13 protein-coding genes and 1 tRNA gene are annotated in these 20,633 nt (G+C 61.7%); 7 read left to right on the plus strand and 7 right to left on the minus strand.

Annotated features, from left to right (window positions below; translation table 11 throughout):
• The first annotated feature begins 150 nt into the window (after positions 1 to 150).
• From WFR25_RS08265 to WFR25_RS08285, 5 genes are all read left to right on the plus strand, one after another.
• Positions 151 to 224: transfer RNA gene (locus tag WFR25_RS08265), tRNA-Gln, on the plus strand.
• Positions 225 to 498: 274 nt separating this feature from the next.
• Complete coding sequence (locus WFR25_RS08270; RefSeq protein ID WP_336970068.1) at positions 499 to 969, plus strand: helix-turn-helix domain-containing protein; 471 nt, start codon at positions 499 to 501, stop codon at positions 967 to 969.
• Between the two features lie 48 nt (positions 970 to 1,017).
• Positions 1,018 to 1,383, plus strand: coding sequence for a hypothetical protein (locus WFR25_RS08275; RefSeq protein ID WP_336970070.1), 366 nt, complete (start codon positions 1,018 to 1,020; stop codon positions 1,381 to 1,383).
• A 32-nt stretch (positions 1,384 to 1,415) separates the two neighbouring features.
• A complete protein-coding gene (locus WFR25_RS08280; RefSeq protein ID WP_336970071.1) occupies positions 1,416 to 1,853 on the plus strand; it encodes a hypothetical protein in 438 nt (145 codons plus the stop codon).
• 70 nt (positions 1,854 to 1,923) lie between these two features.
• Positions 1,924 to 2,190, plus strand: coding sequence for a hypothetical protein (locus WFR25_RS08285; RefSeq protein ID WP_336970073.1), 267 nt, complete (start codon positions 1,924 to 1,926; stop codon positions 2,188 to 2,190).
• A gap of 181 nt (positions 2,191 to 2,371) precedes the next feature.
• Here WFR25_RS08285 and rpoC read toward each other — a convergent pair whose 3' ends face one another.
• Positions 2,372 to 6,628, minus strand: a complete 4,257-nt coding sequence (gene rpoC, locus WFR25_RS08290) for a DNA-directed RNA polymerase subunit beta' (protein ID WP_336970075.1) — start codon at positions 6,626 to 6,628, stop codon at positions 2,372 to 2,374.
• A gap of 83 nt (positions 6,629 to 6,711) precedes the next feature.
• Complete coding sequence (rpoB, locus tag WFR25_RS08295; protein WP_336970077.1) at positions 6,712 to 10,893, minus strand: DNA-directed RNA polymerase subunit beta; 4,182 nt, start codon at positions 10,891 to 10,893, stop codon at positions 6,712 to 6,714.
• A 365-nt stretch (positions 10,894 to 11,258) separates the two neighbouring features.
• Between rpoB and WFR25_RS08300 the strand changes: the two genes are divergently transcribed.
• Complete coding sequence (locus WFR25_RS08300; protein ID WP_336970078.1) at positions 11,259 to 11,669, plus strand: MerR family transcriptional regulator; 411 nt, start codon at positions 11,259 to 11,261, stop codon at positions 11,667 to 11,669.
• Positions 11,670 to 11,709: 40 nt separating this feature from the next.
• Complete coding sequence (locus tag WFR25_RS08305) at positions 11,710 to 13,512, plus strand: acyl-CoA dehydrogenase C-terminal domain-containing protein (RefSeq protein ID WP_336970080.1); 1,803 nt, start codon at positions 11,710 to 11,712, stop codon at positions 13,510 to 13,512.
• Positions 13,513 to 13,546: 34 nt separating this feature from the next.
• On the opposite strand, the gene WFR25_RS08310 is transcribed toward WFR25_RS08305, so the two are convergent.
• The 5 genes from WFR25_RS08310 to WFR25_RS08330 all read right to left on the minus strand — a co-directional run bounded on the left by WFR25_RS08310 (position 13,547) and on the right by WFR25_RS08330 (position 20,596).
• Positions 13,547 to 14,917, minus strand: coding sequence for a cell wall hydrolase (locus WFR25_RS08310; RefSeq protein WP_336970081.1), 1,371 nt, complete (start codon positions 14,915 to 14,917; stop codon positions 13,547 to 13,549).
• Between the two features lie 18 nt (positions 14,918 to 14,935).
• The gene (gene cysK, locus WFR25_RS08315; RefSeq protein WP_336970083.1) at positions 14,936 to 15,853 is read right to left on the minus strand and encodes a cysteine synthase A; all 918 of its coding nucleotides are present in this window, start codon (positions 15,851 to 15,853) and stop codon (positions 14,936 to 14,938) included.
• Positions 15,850 to 17,151: an MFS transporter gene (locus WFR25_RS08320; RefSeq protein WP_336970085.1), complete on the minus strand. Its 1,302-nt coding sequence runs from the start codon at positions 17,149 to 17,151 to the stop codon at positions 15,850 to 15,852. Before WFR25_RS08320 ends, cysK begins: the two co-directional genes overlap by 4 nt.
• A gap of 170 nt (positions 17,152 to 17,321) precedes the next feature.
• Positions 17,322 to 18,953 (minus strand): helicase HerA-like domain-containing protein, encoded by a 1,632-nt coding sequence (locus WFR25_RS08325; protein ID WP_336970087.1) that lies wholly within the window; start codon positions 18,951 to 18,953, stop codon positions 17,322 to 17,324.
• Between the two features lie 128 nt (positions 18,954 to 19,081).
• Positions 19,082 to 20,596 (minus strand): Do family serine endopeptidase, encoded by a 1,515-nt coding sequence (locus WFR25_RS08330; protein WP_336970088.1) that lies wholly within the window; start codon positions 20,594 to 20,596, stop codon positions 19,082 to 19,084.
• Positions 20,597 to 20,633: the final 37 nt, after the last annotated feature.

The raw sequence follows: 20,633 nt of genomic DNA on the forward strand, positions 1-20,633 counted from the left end.
GAGTCGTTTCAACACTTGAGTTGCAATAGGAAATGGACTGAAGTGCGGATCTTCGATCAAAAACCGGATGAGCGGGCTTCTAAAGCATCTTGACCAATCTTTCGACGGGGCCTATCTGCGCGCTTCCGGTTACCCGCAGGGGTGGCCCGATGCCCGATCGTCTAATGGTAAGACAACGGACTCTGACTCCGTCAATCAAGGTTCGAATCCTTGTCGGGCATCCAAAATCTTCTGACATTCTTGAACAACGGCTTCGCGATACTGCCATGATGGGCAGATTTGCTCATTCTTTCGAAACATCCTGATGGCATGCACCGGGGATGTGCGAGCGAAACCCGCTATTGAATCTACTTCCTTCTGAAGCGGCGGTCATGGAAGCCGTGGGGGCCGCGCGATGAGGGGAGTAGCTCACATCCGATCGGTAAGGGCGGGCGGATCATCGCGCATTGCCAACAGCGATCCCGTTTTCCTATCTTCCTCCAGAATGGAGCGAGAATCATGGCACTAGGTCAGTTATCAGATCGGCAGAGGCGGTGTCTGGAACTGGTGTCCCAAGGCCTGACTTCAAAAGAGATCGCACCGATTCTGGATGTGACGCCGGGCGTGGTCGATAATTATATCGCAGCGGCAATAGCGAAGCTCGGCGCGAGCGGGCGGCGAGACGCCGCGCGGATCGTGCTTGGGCATGAAAAAGTGATGGTGCAGCCATTGCACCTGCAATCGGAAGCCATTGCGCCAGCGCTTCCGTTGGCTGATGAAATGCATCAGGCCGATCAGACGCAGGGCACAGACTCCAAGCCAATAGGTACCTTGCATCACCTGTTCAGCCTTCCACCTATGGGAGGGCGAGAGAATGACCTGAATGTAGCCGACCGGCTATTGGTAATAGCGCGGATCAGCTTTCTGGCCGCCGTGCTGCTGATAGCCACTATCGTGACCGTTCAGGGCGTTATCCTGCTCCTCACCTGATTTTCGATTGAACCCATATATTCGCGCATTTTGCGCCACGGAGATGCTATGCCTAAATTCAATCCCGCAGCCGGACAGGTCGTGGCCGACGATTTGCGCGCTGCTTTCGAAAGCCTGGACAACAGCGTGCAGAATGCTGCTCGCCTCATCTCCACATTCCTTGAAACCTGTGAGGGGTCCGGTCTGGCGCCTTCGGCATCGCAACGCGCGCTCCGCGCGATGGGCGATTCGATCAGCAAGGTCATCGAGGGCCGTGGCGAAATGATCAATGCACAGCGCGTTCTCGTGTCACTCAAGGGCAACAGCAACCTCGAAGTTTATGACTATGGATGCTGGATGTTGAATGACGAGAAGCCCGCCATTACGGCAATACAATCCCCAGATCAGCGTCTTCCTGCGGATGCCAAGGTCTGAATCGATCATGCAGGGAGAGATGAACAGATCCGATGCCTCTTCTTTTTGCCTCGTTCGCAGTGCTGATGCTCGTCAGTTGCAGCTACTCTGTCCTGGCCGGCGGGCGCGATGGGCGTGTAGCGGTAGCCATGCTGGTGTCGGCGGCCCTGATGACACTAATGATTACAGGCGTCACGCAGGATCGCTGGGCCGTGGCTTTGGTCGACGCCGCCCTGTTCGCAGGGTTGATCGCGCTGGCGATGCGGTCGAACCATTATTGGCCGATGTGGTTGGCAGGACTGCATGGCGCGGCCATGGCCACACAGATCGTATCGCATCTCAATCCCGATTTGCCCCGCAACATCTATCAGGCTGTTGTCGCCTTCTGGTCGATCCCGATGCAGGTCGCGATCGTGGTTGGCATTCTGCTGGATCGGCGAGCCGTGAACCATGTTAAGCTTCTCGCCCGGACCCGCCCAACCGCTCGGTAGTGATATTGCAAAGGGCGCGCTGACGGCGACGCAGGTCCGACGGTATATCGTGGCTCGGCGGGAGCGTACCTTGCTGGCCAAGGATCTGTTTTCCGATCCGGCCTGGGATATGTTGCTCGAATTATTTGCTTCGTCGCTGGAGGGGCAAGAGGTGACGGTGGCAGGAGCCTGCAACGCTGCTGCCTGCTCTCCGACAACGGGGCAGCGCTACTTGCGGCTGCTGCATGATGCCGGGCTGGTTCACCGAAGGGATCAGCGGCGCGAGATGAAGTTGAGAATCGTTTCAATAACCGACGAGGGGCGGGACTTTGTCCAGACGTTCCTGACCCGGTTGTAGGATCGGTATCTGTCCGACGGGTCGCACTGTCGCCAGAGCATTCTGAAGTCGACTGGAACAGCCGGTGGCTCGCAGAATGCAAAAACAAAAGAAAAGGCCCGCCGGATCGCACAGATCCGGCGGGCCTTTTCTGTCAGCCATGGATCAGGCGGGGCAGGGTATCCCACCTGATCGTCATGGCCTATTCCATATCGCTGGTCGTGAAGTCCTCACCCTGCACCGCACCCAGCGGGTCGTCGCCGATGGCGGCTTCCGGTCCCTGGGCCAGTTCAGCGGCATGTTCCGCCGCCGCTGTCTTCGGTGCGATCAGGTCCACCTGGCTGGCGGCGCGCAGAGCAGCCCGCATGGCGGCGTCACGGCTGGAGGCCGCAACCCGCAGGCGGTTCATGCCAGCGCCCGTACCTGCCGGGATCAGGCGGCCGACGATGACATTTTCCTTCAGACCAACCAGCGTGTCCTTCTTGCCCTGGACCGCCGCTTCCGTGAGGACGCGGGTGGTTTCCTGGAAGGACGCCGCCGAGATGAAGCTGCGGGTTTGCAGCGACGCCTTGGTGATGCCGAGCAGAACCGGCTTGCCCTGGGCAGGCTGTTCGCCCGGAGCCAGCTTGGCGTTGATCTCGTCCATCTCTTCGCGATCGACCTGCTCGCCCACCAACAGGGTGGTTTCGCCGGACTCGATGATCTCGACCTTCTGCAGCATCTGACGAACGATCGTTTCGATGTGCTTGTCGTTGATCTTCACGCCCTGGAGTCGATAGACTTCCTGGATTTCCGCGACCAGATATTCTGCGAGCGGCTCGATGCCGAGCACTTCGAGAATATCATGCGGGTCCGGGCTGCCACCGATCAGGTTGTCGCCGCGCTTCACGAAGTCGCCTTCCTGAACGTCGATCACCTTGCTTTTGGGGATCAGATACTCGACCGGCTCGCTGCCATCCTCAGGAGCGATGGCGATCTTGCGCTTCGCCTTATAGTCCTTGAGGAATTGAACGCGGCCCGAGATCTTGGCGATGATCGCGTTGTCCTTGGGCTTGCGCGCCTCGAACAGCTCGGCCACGCGCGGCAGACCGCCGGTAATGTCGCGGGTCTTGGCGGCTTCGCGAGAGACGCGTGCCAGCACGTCACCGGCCTGCACGGTCTGACCGTCTTCGACCGACAGGGTCGCGCCGACCGCCAGCATATAGCGGGCGGCTTCACCCGAACCATCGTCCATCAGGGTCAGGCGCGGACGCAGATCCTCCTTGGTGCGGGCAGCGCCGCGATGCTCGGTAACGACGCGCTGGGCGATGCCCGTGGCTTCGTCGGTCTGTTCGGTCAATGTCTTGCCGTCGATCAGGTCGACATATTTCACGACGCCGCCGCGTTCTGTGATCACCGGCATGGTGAACGGATCCCACTCGGCGATCCGATCGCCCAGCTTCACCTTGGCATTGTTCTCGAACAGGATCGTCGCACCATAAGGCAGGCGATGAACGGCGCGCTCGCGCCCTTCATTGTCGATGATCGCCAGTTCGCCGTTGCGGGCGAGGCTGAGGCGACGGCCACGGCTGTCGGTGATCGTCGGCATGTCGCGCAGTTCCAGGGTGCCGTCGGCGACGGCCTCCAGGTTCGACGTTTCGTTGAGCTGCGCCGCGCCGCCGATGTGGAATGTACGCATGGTAAGCTGCGTACCCGGTTCACCGATCGACTGCGCCGCGATGACGCCGACGGCTTCGCCGATATTGACCGGCGTACCACGGGCCAGATCACGGCCGTAGCATTTGCCGCAGACGCCCATCTTGCTTTCGCAGATCAGCGGGCTGCGGATCTTGACGGCCTGTGTGCCGACAGCCTCGATCTGCGCGATCATGGCTTCGTCCAGCAGGGTGCCGATCGGAATGACGACACTGCTGTCCTTGGTGTCGATGATATCCTCAGCCGTGGTGCGGCCCAGGATACGCTCGCCAAGCGACGCGATGACCGAACCGCCCTGGACGATTGCCTTCATCTCCAGCGCGCGGTCGGTGCCGCAATCTTCCTCGACAATCGTGCAATCCTGGCTGACGTCGACCAGACGGCGGGTCAGGTAACCCGAGTTTGCCGTCTTGAGCGCGGTGTCGGCAAGACCCTTACGGGCGCCGTGAGTGGAGTTGAAATACTCAAGGACGGTCAGGCCTTCCTTGAAGTTCGAGATGATCGGCGTTTCGATGATCTCGCCCGAAGGCTTGGCCATCAGGCCGCGCATCCCCGCAAGCTGCTTCATCTGCGCCTGCGAACCACGAGCACCCGAATGCGCCATCATGTAGATGGAGTTGATCGGGGCCAGACGGCCGGTCTTGGGGTCCTTGGGCTGGGCCTTGATCTCGTCCATCATGGCGTTCGCGACCTGGTCGCCGCAACGGCTCCAGGCGTCGATCACCTTGTTGTACTTTTCCTGCTGGGTGATGAGACCATCCTGATATTGCTGCTCATAGTCAGCAACCAGCGCCTTGGTCTCGTCAACCGTGCCGACCTTTGAGTCGGGGATCACCATGTCGTCCTTGCCGAACGAGATGCCGGCCTGGAAGGCGTGCTTGAAGCCCAGCGCCATGATGGCGTCGGCGAACAGCACGGTATCCTTCTGGCCGGTGTGACGATAGACCTGATCGATGACGTCACCGATTTCCTTCTTGGTCAGAAGGCGGTTGACGACGTCGAAGGGAACGCGGTGCGATTGCGGCAGGCATTCGCCCAGCAACATGCGACCCGGCGTGGTCTCATAACGCTTCATATACTGCTCGCCAGCTTCGTTCGTCTGCGGAACGCGGCTGATGATCTTGCTGTGCAGCGTGACCGCCTTGGCGAAGAGGGCCTGATGGACCTCCTGCATGTCGGACAGCAACATACCTTCGCCCGGCTCGCCTTCGCGTTCCATCGACAGATAATAGATGCCCAGCACCATGTCCTGTGAAGGAACGATGATCGGCTTGCCGTTGGCGGGCGACAGGATGTTGTTGGTCGACATCATCAGGACGCGTGCTTCGAGCTGGGCTTCCAGCGAAAGCGGAACGTGGACGGCCATCTGATCGCCATCGAAGTCGGCGTTGAAGGCCGAGCAGACCAGCGGGTGAAGCTGGATCGCCTTGCCCTCGATCAGCACAGGCTCGAACGCCTGGATGCCCAGACGGTGAAGCGTCGGTGCGCGGTTCAGCATCACGGGATGCTCGCGGATCACCTCGTCCAGGATGTCCCAGACTTCCTTGCGCTCCTTCTCGACCCACTTCTTCGCCTGCTTCAGGGTCATGGACAGACCCTTGGCGTCGAGGCGGGCGTAGATGAACGGCTTGAACAGTTCGAGCGCCATCTTCTTGGGCAGGCCGCATTGATGCAGCTTCAGCTCAGGACCGATCACGATGACCGAACGACCCGAATAATCGACGCGCTTGCCGAGCAGGTTCTGGCGGAAGCGGCCCTGCTTGCCCTTGAGCATATCGGACAGCGACTTCAGCGGACGCTTGTTGGCGCCGGTGATGACGCGGCCACGGCGGCCATTGTCGAACAGGGCGTCGACGGCTTCCTGCAACATGCGCTTTTCGTTGCGGACGATGATGTCCGGCGCACGCAGTTCCATCAGGCGCTTCAGGCGGTTGTTACGGTTGATCACGCGGCGATACAGATCGTTCAGATCCGATGTCGCGAAACGACCGCCGTCCAGCGGCACCAGCGGGCGCAATTCTGGCGGAATTACCGGCACGACGTCCAGGATCATCCACTCGGGACGGTTGCCCGATTCCAGGAAGCTCTCGACGACCTTAAGCCGCTTGATGATCTTCTTGGGCTTCAGTTCCGACTTGGTGACGGCCAGTTCGTCCAGCAGCGCCTGCTTCTCGCCCTCAAGGTCAAGATCCATCAGCATCTGCTTGACCGCTTCCGCGCCGATCCCGGCGGAAAAAGCGTCCTCGCCATATTCGTCCTGCGCGTCGAGCAGTTCGTCTTCGTTCAGAAGCTGGAACTTCTCCAGCGGGGTCAGGCCCGGCTCGGTGACGATGTAGGATTCGAAATACAGCACGCGCTCAAGCTGCTTGAGCTGCATGTCCAGCAGCAGGCCGATGCGCGAGGGCAGGGATTTGAGGAACCAGATATGGGCAACGGGCGCGGCCAGTTCGATATGGCCCATGCGCTCGCGGCGGACCTTCGAAACGGTCACTTCCACGCCGCACTTTTCGCAGACGATGCCCTTGTATTTCATGCGCTTATACTTACCGCACAGGCATTCATAATCCTTGATCGGACCGAAGATGCGTGCGCAGAACAGGCCGTCACGCTCAGGCTTGAACGTGCGATAGTTGATGGTTTCGGGCTTCTTGATCTCGCCGAACGACCAGGACCGGATGCGCTCTGGCGAGGCAAGGCCGATCTGGATCTGGTCGAAGGTTTCGGTCTTCTGGACCGGATTGGCGAAGTTGGTCAGTTCATTCATTTTTTCATTCCCTCATGAGGGCAAATCTGTCGGGCGAAGGAGGGGGAGCGCTGCTTGTCGAAGGCAGCGTTCCTTAAAGTCCTTTATTCCGCTGCCTCGGCGAAGCCGCCATCGTCCTCGCTGATGTCGTCCAGCGACGCGAGTTCGACGTTCAGGCCCAGCGAACGCATTTCCTTGACGAGCACGTTGAAGCTCTCGGGGATGCCGGCCTCGAACGTGTCGTCACCCTTGACGATCGCCTCATAGACCTTGGTGCGGCCGACCACGTCATCGGACTTCACCGTCAGCATTTCCTGCAACGTGTAGGCGGCGCCATAGGCCTGGAGCGCCCAGACCTCCATTTCACCGAAACGCTGGCCACCGAACTGCGCCTTGCCACCCAGCGGCTGCTGCGTGACGAGCGAGTACGGCCCAATCGAACGGGCATGGATCTTGTCATCGACAAGGTGATGGAGCTTCAACATGTAGATGATGCCCACCGTGACCTTGCGGTCGAACCTGTCGCCCGTGCGGCCGTCATACAGGTCGCTCTGGCCCGATGTGTGCAGCCCCGCCAGTTCCAGCATCGCCGAGACGTCCGCTTCGCGGGCGCCGTCGAACACCGGCGTACCCATGGGCACGCCGCGCTGGAGATGCTCGGCCAGATCGATGATCTGCTCTGGCGTGCGTGCTTCGATCTCGCCGACATAATGGTCGCCATAGATGGACACGAGGCGATCCTTGACCGCGTCGGGCATATCGCCCGCCGTCGGGTTGGGATTGGCCTCACGCCAGTCTTCCAGAGCGTGCTTGAGCTGCTGGCCCAGGCCGCGCGCGGCCCAGCCCAGATGCGTTTCAAAAATCTGACCGACGTTCATGCGCGATGGCACACCCAGCGGGTTCAGCACGATGTCGACATGGGTGCCATCTTCCAGGAACGGCATGTCCTCGACCGGCAGGATGCGCGAAATGACGCCCTTGTTACCGTGACGGCCGGCCATCTTGTCGCCGGGCTGCAGCTTGCGCTTCACCGCGACGAACACCTTGACCATCTTCAAAACGCCCGGCGGCAGCTCGTCGCCGCGCTGAAGCTTGTCGACGCGATCCTCGAACTTGTCGACGATCGACTTCACCGCTTCGTCATACTGGGCCTTTACCGCCTCGATGTTCGCCTGCATGGCATCGTCCGCAACCGCGAACTTCCACCATTCATGGCGTTCCACCTCGGCCAGCAGGGCCTCATCAATCTCGCCGCCCTTCTTGACGCCCTTGGGCGCCGCAGTGGCGGTCTGGCCGATCAGCATTTCGGACAGGCGGTTGAAGGTTGCGCGGTTGAGGATGCCGCGCTCGTCTTCACGATCCTTCGCGAGACGGTCGATTTCCTCGCGCTCGATCGCCATCGCGCGCTCGTCCTTGTCGATGCCGTGGCGGTTGAACACGCGGACTTCGACGACGGTGCCGGCAACGCCGGGCGGCAGACGCAGCGAGGTGTCGCGCACATCGCTCGCTTTTTCACCGAAGATGGCGCGCAGAAGCTTTTCTTCCGGCGTCATCGGGCTTTCGCCCTTGGGCGTGATCTTGCCGCACAGGATGTCACCCGGCTCCACTTCGGCGCCGATATAGACGATGCCTGCCTCGTCGAGATTGCGGAGCGCTTCCTCGCCGACGTTGGGAATGTCGCGGGTGATGTCCTCTGGCCCCAGCTTGGTGTCGCGGGCCATGACTTCGAATTCCTCGATGTGGATCGAGGTGAAGACGTCGTCCTTCACGATGCGTTCGCTGATGAGGATACTATCCTCATAGTTGTAGCCGTTCCAGGGCATGAACGCGACGAGGGTGTTGCGCCCCAGCGCCAACTCGCCGAACTCGGTCGACGGGCCATCGGCGATGACGTCGCCCGCGTCGATCATGTCCCCCACCTGGACCAGCGGGCGCTGGTTGATGCAGGTGTCCTGGTTCGACCGCTGGAACTTTTGCAGCGTGTAGATGTCGACGCCCGACTTGCCGGCGGCAATGTCGCCGGTCACGCGAATGACGATACGGGTCGCATCGACCTGATCGACGATACCCGAACGTTTGGCGGCGATCGCGGCGCCGGAATCGCGGGCAACCGTCGATTCCATGCCGGTGCCGACGAAGGGTGCTTCCGCGCTGACGAGCGGCACGGCCTGACGCTGCATGTTCGATCCCATGAGCGCGCGGTTGGCGTCATCGTTTTCCAGGAACGGAATGAGCGATGCCGCGACCGAAACAAGCTGCTTGGGGCTGACGTCCATCAGGGTGATGTGGTCACGTGGCGCCATCAGGAATTCGCCAGCTTCACGCGAGGAGATCAGATCCTCGACGAAGCCGTTTTCGCTGTTCAGCTCTGCGTTCGCCTGCGCGATCGTGTGCTTGGCTTCTTCCATCGCCGACAGATAGACTACGTCGTCCGTAACCTTATGGTCGATAACCTTGCGGTACGGCGTTTCGATGAAGCCATATTTGTTGACGCGGCTGAAGGTTGCGAGGCTGTTGATCAGACCGATGTTCGGGCCTTCCGGCGTCTCGATCGGGCAGATGCGGCCATAATGGGTCGGGTGAACGTCGCGGACTTCAAAGCCAGCACGCTCACGCGTCAGACCGCCCGGCCCAAGCGCCGACACACGACGCTTGTGGGTGACTTCCGACAACGGGTTGGTCTGATCCATGAACTGCGAAAGCTGCGAGGAACCGAAGAACTCACGCACGGCGGCTACGGCGGGCTTGGCGTTGATGAGGTCGTTGGGCATCACGGTCGAGACATCGACGCTCGACATGCGCTCCTTGACGGCGCGCTCCATGCGCAGCAGCCCGACGCGATACTGGTTTTCCAGCAGCTCGCCGACCGAACGCACGCGGCGATTGCCGAGATTGTCGATGTCGTCGATCTCACCCTTGCCGTCCTTCAGGTTCACCAGTTCCTTGACCACGGCGAGGATGTCGTCGGCCCGCAGGGTGGTGACGGTATCCTCGACGTCGAGGTCGAGGCGCATGTTGAGCTTCACGCGGCCAACGGCCGAGAGGTCATAGCGCTCCGGATCGAAGAACAGGCCGCCGAACAGGGCTTCGGCGGTTTCGCGCGTCGGCGGCTCGCCGGGGCGCATGACGCGATAGATGTCGGACAGGGCCTGGTCACGATCTTCGGCCTTGTCGGCCTTCAGCGTGTTGCGAATCCACGGACCAGTGGTGACATGGTCGATGTCCAGCAGGTCGATATGATCGATGCCAGCCTTGTCCAGCGCCTCAAGATTTTCGGCCGACACTTCGTCGCCCGCCTCGATATAGATTTCGCCGGTCTTGTCGTTGACCAGATCATAGGCGCTGTAGCGACCGTAGATTTCCTCGGTCGGGATCAGCAGCGTGTCTAGGCCGTCCTTCTCTGCCTTGTTGGCGGCGCGGGGCGAAATCTTCGTGCCAGCGGGGAAGACGACTTCGCCCGACTTGGCATCGACGATGTCGAAGGCTGGTTTCTGGCCGCGCCATGCCTCAACAGTGTAGGGGATCTGCCAACCGCCCTGGCCGCGCAGGAACGTGACCTTGTTGTAGAACTCAGCCAGAATGTCCTCGGCGTTGAGGCCAAGGGCAAAGAGCAGGGCGGTGACGGGCAGCTTGCGCTTGCGGTCGATGCGGACATTGACGATGTCCTTGGCGTCGAACTCGAAGTCGAGCCACGAACCACGGTAAGGAATGACGCGCGCGGCGAACAGATATTTGCCCGACGAATGGGTCTTGCCACGGTCATGGTCGAACAGGACGCCCGGCGAACGGTGCATCTGCGACACGATGACGCGCTCGGTACCGTTGATGATGAAGGTGCCGTTGCCCGTCATCAGGGGCATGTCGCCCATGTAGACGTCCTGCTCCTTGATATCGAGGACCGAGCGGCTTTCGGTATCCTGATCGACTTCGAACACGATGAGGCGCAGGGTAACGCGCATCGGCGCTGCATAGGTGATGCCGCGCTGACGGCATTCCTCAACGTCGTACTTCGGGTCTTCCAACTCGTAATGGACGAAGTCCATTTCGGCGGTGCCGGCGAAATCGCGGATCGGGAACACGCTGCGCAGCGTCTTTTCCAGGCCCGAAACATAGCCGATGGACGGATCGGACCGCAGGAACTGTTCGTAACTCTCCCTCTGAACCTCGATCAGGTTCGGCATCTGCACCACTTCGTGGATGTCGCCGAACACCTTGCGGATGCGCTTCTTTGCGCCGGTGGTGTTGACGCCTTTAGTAAGGTGCGGGGAGGGAGCCTTGGTCGCCATGCGTGTTCCTGCTTTCATTCGTCGCAAATATTTCACATCCCAGTGAAAATTCAGCCGATTCGTGAGGGGGAATCCCACGAAAAAAAGTGCGGGTCGGGGCTGTCCGAACCGCACTGCCAGCATCTGGTGATACCCGCAAAGTCGCCCAATTCTGCCAAAAACCGTGTGCAATGCGGTAGCTGGCTCCCGAACGACCGGGGCGCGAAACCCTGGCCAGGAAGGCGTCAGGCATCGACTAGTCTTGGCAGCTATATAGCGCCGCTGTTGGATTTTGTTAAGGGGGTAGCTTGGCTTTTGTTGATCCGGTGCAGGGCGCCTTGATCTGTGTATTGACGTAAACGTAAACGTAAACTACGTTTCCTTTTATGTACCAGCGCAGCACCATTGCGGGCATTGAACTGCCCGACGCCCATAACCGCGACAACTACAGCATTTCCGATCTGTCGGAAGAGTTTGGCGTCACCGCCCGCGCGCTTCGTTTTTACGAGGATGAGGGGTTGATCGCGCCGCAGCGGCAGGGATTGGCGCGTATCTATTCGCGCCGGGACCGGGCGCGTCTTGCCTGGATCTTGCGGGGCAAACGAGTGGGCTTTTCGCTCCAGGAAATCCGCGAAATGATCGACCTGTATGACGCGGACGAAGATCATGAGGCGCAGCGCCGCGTCACCATGGCGAAATGCCAGGCGCGTATCGACCTGCTCAACAACCAGAAGGCCGACATTGACGCTGCCATCGCTGAACTGGCGAGCTTTGTTGAGTCGATCAGCAAGCCCTGACCGAAGCTGAATTCGAATAAAACATAGACCGGAGAAGATCATGCCCAGCTACGCCGCCCCCGTCCGCGACACCCGCTTTGTGCTTGACCATGTGGTGGGGATCGACCGCTACGCCAATTTGCCGGGGTTTGAGTCCGTTTCGCCCGATCTGGTTGATGCGATCCTGGGCGAAGGCGGCAAGTTCGCCGCCGAAGTGCTTTTCCCGCTGAATGCGGTCGGTGACAAGGAAGGCTGCACGCGTCATCCCGATGGATCGGTGACGACGCCCACAGGCTTCAAGGACGGATATGACCAGTTCGTGGCGGGCGGCTGGACGACGCTGCACGCACCGGAAGCCTTTGGCGGGCAGGGTTTGCCCTCCGTCATCGCAACGGCGGTCAGCGAATATGTGCTGTCGGCGAATCAGAGCTTTGAAATGTATCATGGCCTGACCGCGGGTGCGATTGCCGCTTTGCTGGTCAAGGGTAGCGATGTGCTGCAAGCGACCTATCTGCCCAACATGGTGTCGGGCAAATGGACCGGCACCATGAACCTGACCGAGCCGCATTGCGGAACGGACCTTGGCCTTATCAAGACCAAGGCGGTGCCGCAGGCCGATGGCAGCTACCAGATCACCGGCACCAAGATTTTCATCTCGGCCGGTGAGCATGACCTGACCGAGAATATCATCCATCTGGTACTGGCCAAGACGCCCGACGCCCCTGAAGGCAGCAAGGGCATCTCGCTGTTCGTCGTGCCCAAGGTCATGGTGAAGGAGGATGGCTCGCTGGGCGACCGCAATGCCGTCAGTTGCGGGTCGATCGAGCATAAGATGGGTATTCACGGCAACGCCACCTGCGTCATGAACTATGACGGGGCGACCGGCTGGCTGGTCGGCGAGGAGAATAAGGGACTGGCCGCAATGTTCATCATGATGAACGCGGCGCGGCTGGGCGTGGGCCTTCAGGGTCTGGCGCAGGGCGAGATCGCCTTCCAGAACGCGGTTCACTATGCCCATGATCGTCGTCAGGGACGGGCGCTGACTGGTCCCAAGGACCCGCAGGAAAAGGCCGACACGCTGTTCGTCCACCCTGATGTCCGCCGGATGCTGATGGAGGCGAAGGCGCTGACCGAAGGGCTGCGCGCCCTGATCCTGTGGGGGGCGCTCCAGGCCGATCTCGCCGAAAAGGCCGGGACCGAAGAGGAGCGTCTTGCCGCCAACGACCTCATCTCGCTGCTGACCCCGGTCATCAAGGGCTATGGCACTGACAAGGGTTTCGATGTCGCGGTCAATTGCCAGCAGGTATTTGGCGGCCATGGCTACATCTGGGAAAATGGCATGGAGCAATATGTGCGCGACGCGCGCATCGCCCAGATTTACGAGGGCACCAATGGCGTGCAGGCGATGGACCTTGTCGGTCGCAAGCTGGCGCTGAACGGCGGCCGGGCGCTTCAAGCCTTCCTGAAGATCGTTGCCACCGAGGTTGCCGAAGCCAAGGGCAATGGGAAACTGGCGGGTTTTGCCGAAGCGCTCGAAAAGGCGACCGGACAATTGCAGGCCGCGACTATGTGGCTGATGCAGAATGCGATGAAGAACCCCGACAATGCCGGGGCGGGCGCGCATAGCTATATGCACATATTGGGCATCGTCTCCACTGGCCTTATGTGGCTGCGGATGGCGAAAGCGGCCAGCGACCTGCTGGCGGCGGGCGAGGGCGATGCCCGCTATCTGGAGGCAAAGCTGGTGACGGCGCGCTTCTTTGCCGAGCGGATCATGCCCGACGCGGGCGCGCTGCGCCGCAAGATCGAAGGCGGAGCAGAGAGCCTGATGGCGCTGGACCCGGACATGTTCCTGGCGGCTTGATTGTTGAGATCAGCGCTTAAACGCGCTGACCGCCTTATTCTGTAGAGGACAAGAGTTTGGGCGGTGGCATGATCGTCACCGTCTCGAACCGCTCCTTGCGTCGGACGCCGGACAATTGCGGGATTTGCGCGGCTGGCGTGGCCGCAGGCTGGGCGACGGCTGCCTGAGAGGCGCCTGGCGTCCGGTCACGCATACATTGCCGCTTGTCCGCGCGCGGGGTCAACGCACAGTTCCACAAAGCGCGCTGCAACCCGCTGTCGGCATTGTGGATATAGGAAAAGGCCATCGTCTCGATCTGCGCGGGATTGAGCGGGAAGCGGCCCGGCGCGCCATCGCTTGCCCGCCAGCCCATCAATCGACATTCGGAGCGTCCGGCACAAAAGGTTTCGGCCAGCGCGGGCCAACTATCGGGACTGGTTCCGCGCCCCAATTCGAACAGGAAGCTGCGTGCGCCCGGCTCCATGGCGATCAGCCTGCCGCTGCCGAAAACCTTGCCCAGAGACTCCGTTCCGACCGGCTGTTGGAAGCGGGTGGTCAGCAAGGCAGCCTTCTCAGTACCGGTCAGCGGGGGTGCCACTTGATGAAGCAGCCCCAGTTGGAAAGGCGTCGTCCCTGGCGTGCCCTGATGCGCTGGCGACAGGCGGGCGATGCGCGCAATCAGCGGCTCAACGCTGTCCACCGTCTGGCGAAAGGCGGGTGGCGTGCCCCACCAACCGGTCCAGCGAAAGAAGAGGTGGGTGCCGACCGCTGCCACCTTGTCCAGCGAACTGCTCCAGTAAGGCACAACCCAATTGGTGTGATAATGGGTGGCAAGGCCGATTGGCTTGAACACCTTGCCCGCCAGCGCAGCGGTTGCGATCTCCCGTGCCCGCGCCCAGGCGGACGCCGAAGGCGTCCGGGCGGCCAGCGCGCCGTCGCAGGTGAAGGTGAACTGACAACCGGTTGTCCGCTCCTGTCCTTGAAAGACTACGCCGCACACGGTCTTAGGGAAAGCGGGATGGCGCGTGCGATTGAGCACGACCTGCGCCACCGCTTCCTCGCCCACGGCGTCGTCTCCCGCCTCATAGATTTGCGCGGCGGCCAGGCAGTCGGTTGCGCGGCCCAGATCTTCCGGCGACCCGGCAAAAAGGAAAGGGCGTGCGGCCGGGTTGGGCAGCCGGGAAATGGGGATGGCGGCGTTGAAGGCGCGCGCGTCATCCTGCGCGAGCGCATAGACTTTGACAGGTTCGACCGCGGGAGGAGGAGATGGGGGGCGAACGGCCCTTTCCGCGCGGTGGGCGAGTGCGGCGGAAGGCGTTTTGCCGCCTTCATGCCACGCGACTGCACCGGGTATCCCCAGAAACAGGGTGGCCCAGAGCGCGCACATCAAGGGATGCGGCGTGGATGCAGTCGCTGGCACGGTCATGACGGGCCGTCTCGAACCCTATTCCGGCAGGAAATCGGGAACCGACAGATAGCGTTCGCCGGTATCATAGTTGAAGCCAAGTACCCGGCTGCCTGCGGGCAGTTCTTTCAGTTTCTGGGCGATGGCGGCGAGCGTCGCACCGGAGGAGATGCCGACGAACACCCCTTCTTCCCGCGCGGCGCGGCGGGCATAGTCCTTGGCGTCGGCGGGATCGACCTGGATCACCCCGTCCAGCAACTGGGTGTGGAGGTTGGCAGGGATAAAGCCTGCGCCGATGCCCTGAATGGCGTGTGGACCGGGTTGGCCACCGCTGATGACCGGGGAGAGGGTCGGTTCCACGGCATAGACCTTGATGCTGGGCCAATGTTCTTTCAGCACCTGTGCGACGCCAGTGATGTGACCACCCGTGCCAACGCCCGTAATGACCGCATCGAGAGGGGCGTCGGCGAAGTCGGTCAGGATTTCCTGCGCGGTGGTACGGACGTGGACGTCGATATTGGCCGGGTTTTCGAATTGCTGGGGCATCCAGGCGCCAGGCGTCTGGCTCACCAGTTCGATCGCGCGCTCGATGGCGCCCTTCATCCCTTTTTCGCGGGGGGTCAGGTCGAAGCTGGCGCCATAGGCCAGCATCAGGCGGCGGCGTTCGATCGACATGCTTTCGGGCATGACCAGAACCAGCTTATAGCCCTTCACCGCTGCGACCATCGCCAGGCCAACGCCGGTATTGCCGGAGGTCGGCTCGATAATCGTGCCGCCGGGCTTCAGGTCGCCGGAAGCTTCGGCGGCCTCGATCATGGCGAGGGCGATGCGATCCTTGATCGATCCGCCGGGATTGGACCGCTCGGACTTGATCCACACTTCAGCATCGCCGAACAGCCGCTGCACGCGGATGTGCGGCGTGTTGCCGATGGTTTCCAATATGGTGGAGGCCTTCATAGTGCTTTCTCCTCTATGACGTCCGCTCGCCCGATGTCGGGTGGATCGAAGCTGCGTGCAAGGCGCAATTCGGGGAAGAGCCGCGCCCAGATGATGGTGATGACGATAGCACCGATGCCGCCGCCAATGACAGCGGCGATCGGGCCAACCAGTGCCGCAAGAAAGCCGGATTCCGCTTCGCCTAGTTCGTTGGAGGCCGAAATGGTAAGTTGCGACAGGCTGGACACGCGACCGCGCATGGCGTCGGGTGTGTGGAGCTGGATGAGTGACTGGCGGACATAGACCGACACCATGTCGGAGCAGCCGAGGACGATCAGCGCGCCGATGCCCAGTTCCATGGCATAGTGGCGTGGCGCAAAGGCGGTGAGGCCGAAGGCGATGGTGGCAAGGCCGAAGATGATCACCGCCACCAGCATCTTCATGCCCACCTCGCTTTTCATCGGGCGGAAGGAGAACCAGAGCGCTGTCAGGCCCGCGCCGATACCGGGTGCGGCGGCAAGGTGGCCAAGCCCCTGCGAGCCGACATGGAGAATGTCGCGGGCGTAGACCGGCAGCAGCGCGGTCGCCCCCGCCAGCAGCACCGCGAACAGGTCGAGCGTGATCGTCGCCAGCACCAGCCGGTTGCCGCGCACATAGGCAAAGCCGTCGATCATCTGGCGGATCGGATGGCGGCTGGTGTCACGTGGCGGCTGGGGCACGGGACCGATCAGCAACATGCACGAAAGCCCCACGCCATAGAGCAGCGCGGCCATCGCATAGGCGCCCCATGGCGTAAACGCATAGGCATAGCCGCCCAGCGCCGGGCCGATGATCATGCCCGTTTGCCATGCGACGCTGGAAATGGCGATGGCGTTGGGCAGCATTTCGCGTGGCACCAGATTGGGCGCCAACGCGCTATAGGCGGGGCCATTGAAGGCCCGAGCGATGCCGACGATGACGGCGATACCAAAGATCAGCGGCAGACTGACCCAGCCTTCATAGGTGGCGAAGGCGAGCAGGGCCGAGGCGACGATCAATAGGCTGAGGGTGATCCGGGTGATCTTGCGCCGGTCGAAATGATCCGCGACCCAGCCGGTGACAGGCGTCAGGAAAAAGAGCGGCAGGAACTGGGCAAGGCCGATCAGACCAAGTTGTGCCGCCGCGCCCGATGTCGTCATCGTCTCACGCGCGATATTATAGGCCTGCCAGCCCAGCACGATCATCATGCTGTATTGCGCCAAAACCGCCGCGACCCGCCCGACCAGATAGGCGCGGAAATTGGCGTGACGCAGCGGGTGGCTGGACTGTGATATGGTCATTATGCGACCTTTAGCGCGGCTGAATGCGAAGCGGCAACCTGCGTTGCTGCGGTGGCGGCGATCAAATCTGTGGGGCGGGAAATGGCAGCTTGGATGGACAGGGAGGCATCCGGTCATGCACCTTCATCATTCGTCATTCCCGCCTTCGCGGGAATGACGAGGGAAGAGCGTTACTTGAACAGACTGCCCAATAGGCCACGCACCAGTTTGCCCGCGATCCCGCCGGACGATGCCTTGCGGCTGGTGCCGCCGAACACAGCCTTGCCGAGTTCGTTCGCGACCTGACGACCGACCGAGGAACCCACCGCGCGGGTGGCGGACTGGACCGCTTTGTCAAAACCAGACGGCTTGGCCGCTTCGCGGGCGGCAATGGCGTCCTGTCGGGCCTGCTCCTTCAACTGCTGTTCGCGCTGCTTCGCCTCTACCTTGGCCTGGATGGCGGCGGCCTTGTCGGCCTCCACCTGCGCCTTGGAAGCCTCTGCCGCTGCGGCGGAAGCTTGGCCGCGAGCCGCCAGGATTTCCTCGGCGGATTCGCGGTCGACTACCGTGTCATACTTGCCCGCTACCGGAGAAATGGACTGGATGATCGCGCGCTCTTTCACATCGACGGGGCCAAGGCGCGAACGGGGCGGGGCGATCAGGGTGCGCTGGACGATGCCGGGTGAGCCATCCTCCTGCAGCAGCGACACCAGCGCTTCACCGGTCTTGAGTTCGGTGATGGCGGTTTCGACGTTCAGATCCGGGTTGATGCGAAAGGTGTCGGCTGCGGCCTTGATCGCCTTTTGATCGCGGGGGGTGAAGGCGCGCAGCGCGTGCTGGACGCGATTGCCAAGCTGACCTGCCACATCCTCGGGAATATCGATCGGGTTCTGGGTGACGAAATAGACGCCCACACCCTTCGACCGGATCAGGCGCACGACCTGCTCGATCTTGTCGGTCAGCGCCTTGGGTGCGTCGTCGAACAGCAGATGCGCTTCGTCGAAGAAGAAGACCAGCTTGGGTTTTTCCGGGTCACCCACTTCGGGCAGCGTCTCGAACAATTCGGAGAGCAGCCACAGGAGGAAGGTGGCGTAGAGCTTGGGGCTCTGCATCAGCTTGTCGGCGGCCAGCACGTTGACATAACCGCGCCCCTTGTCATCCACGCCCAGGAAGTCGTGGATGTCGAGCGCGGGTTCGCCGAAGAAATGCGCGCCGCCCTGCGAATCCAGTTGCAGCAACTGGCGTTGGATCGTGCCGACGCTGGCCTTGGTCACATTGCCATATTTGGCCGAAAGCATGTCGGCATTTTCGGCGCAATAGGCCAACATCGCCTGAAGGTCGCCCAGGTCGAGCAGCAGCAATCCTTCCTCATCGGCATAGCGAAAGGCGATGGTGAGTACGCCTTCCTGCGTTTCGTTGAGGCCCATGAGGCGGGAGAGGAGGAGCGGTCCCATCTCGCTGACGGTGGTGCGGATTGGATGGCCTTGCTCGCCGTAGAGATCCCAGAAGATGGCGGGGTTATCGGCATAGCTGTAATTTTCAACACCGATCTCCTTGGCGCGAGAGACCAGTTTGTCGGCATTTTTCGCGGTCGGCGAACCGGCCATGGCGATGCCCGAAAGGTCGCCTTTTACGTCGGCGACGAAGACCGGGACGCCCAGGGCGGAGAAGCTCTCTGCGATGCCCTGAAGCGTTACCGTCTTGCCCGTGCCGGTGGCGCCGGCGATCAGGCCGTGACGGTTGGCGCGGCGCAGATTGAGATATTGGGGGATGCCGCCATCCTTGTCCGGTGCGCCAAGGCCCAGGAAGATACCGTCGCTCATATGCTGCTCCCCAAAGAAATGCGGCTGCACTTTAGGCGGGGAGAGGGCGGTTCGACAAGCAAGTTCGTGGATACAAAAAAAGGGCGCGGATTGCTCCACGCCCTCTTTATAATATTGATGTTACGCGATTATTTGTCGCGCAAGCGGATCGGCAGGAAGATGGGCGGCTGACCGCGGCGCAACACCTGCAACAATACCGCGTTGCGGCCCTGATCTGCCACCTGCTTGACCGCCGCGTCCAGTTCCGCCTGGCTGGCGACCGGGCGGTTGTTGGCGGTGATGATGACATCGCCGCGCCGAAGCCCCTTGGTCCCCGCATCGGTGGAGCCGTCGACCGCCGCGATGACGACGCCGCGCGTTTCGGCGGGTACGCCAAGCTGACGGATGATGGAGGGGGTCAATGGCAGGGCTGAGATGCCCAGCGACTGAGTGGTCGCCGCGCCGCCATTGCCCTGCGGTGCCTGCTGGCTGAAATCCTCATCCTGCTGGGGGGCGAAGTTGGTCAGTTCATCCTCCGACGGACGCTCACCCACGACCGCGTTCACGGTCTGACGCTGGCCGTTGCGGATGAGGATGATCGGCACCCGCGACCCGATCGGCTGCGAAGCGACGATCGAGGACAGATTTTGGTCCGGGTTCACTTCCTGACCGCTGACGCTGACGATCACGTCGCCCGCCTTGATCCCGGCCTTGTCCGCACCCTTGCCCGGCTCGACGCTTTGAACGAACTCGCCACGATTCTTGGCAAGACCCAGCGAGTCGGCCAGATCCTCGCCCAGTGGGCTGATCTGGACGCCCAGATAGCCGCGCTTGACGCTCTGCCCCTTGCGGAGCGTTTCCACGATCGGGGCGGCCTGTTCGGAGGGAATGGCGAAGCCGATGCCGACATTGCCGCCCGAGGGGGACAGGATCTGGCTGTTGATGCCGATGACATTGCCGCGCATGTCGAACATAGGGCCGCCGGAGTTGCCCTGGTTGATCGAGGCGTCGGTCTGGATGAACTTGTCATAGCCAGCGCCGGTCGAACGATGCACCGCCGAGATGATGCCCGCGGTCACGGTGCCCGACAGGGCGAAAGGGTTGCCGATCGCGACGACCCAGTCACCGACGCGGGATTTGGTGCTGTCACCGAACTTGACGAATGGCAGGGGCTTTTTCGGTTCGATCTTCAGCACCGCAATGTCGGTGGCGATGTCGCGACCGACCAGCTTCGCGGTATATTCTTCGCGATCGGTGAGCGTCACGGTGATCGAGTCGACGGTGGCGCCTTCGGCCCCGGCGGACACCACATGATTGTTGGTGACAATATAGCCGTCAGCCGAGATCAGGAAGCCGGAACCCAACGACTGGGCCTGCCGCGTCTGCGGGCGGCCGCCCGGTGCCTGGCCCTGACCGAACAGGTCGCCAAAGGGCGTACCGGCAAAGGGGTTCTGGACAGCCACGCGCTGCTTCGTCGAAATGTTGACGACTGCGGGCTGAAGCTTTTCGACCATGTCGGCGAGGCTGACGGGCGCGCCCTGAGGGGCGGCGGCGGCCATGCCTTCATTCTGCGCGGTCTGCGCGCCGACATTGGAACTGGAGGTGACGGCGATGGCAGTGCCGCCGAGCAGCAGGGCTGCGGTAAGGGCATAAGCGTAACGCAAACGGACAAGTCCTCTCATGATTGAGAATAGGAGAAAG

It is taken from the genome of Sphingobium aromaticiconvertens (assembly GCF_037154075.1).
Lineage (GTDB): Bacteria > Pseudomonadota > Alphaproteobacteria > Sphingomonadales > Sphingomonadaceae > Sphingobium > Sphingobium aromaticiconvertens.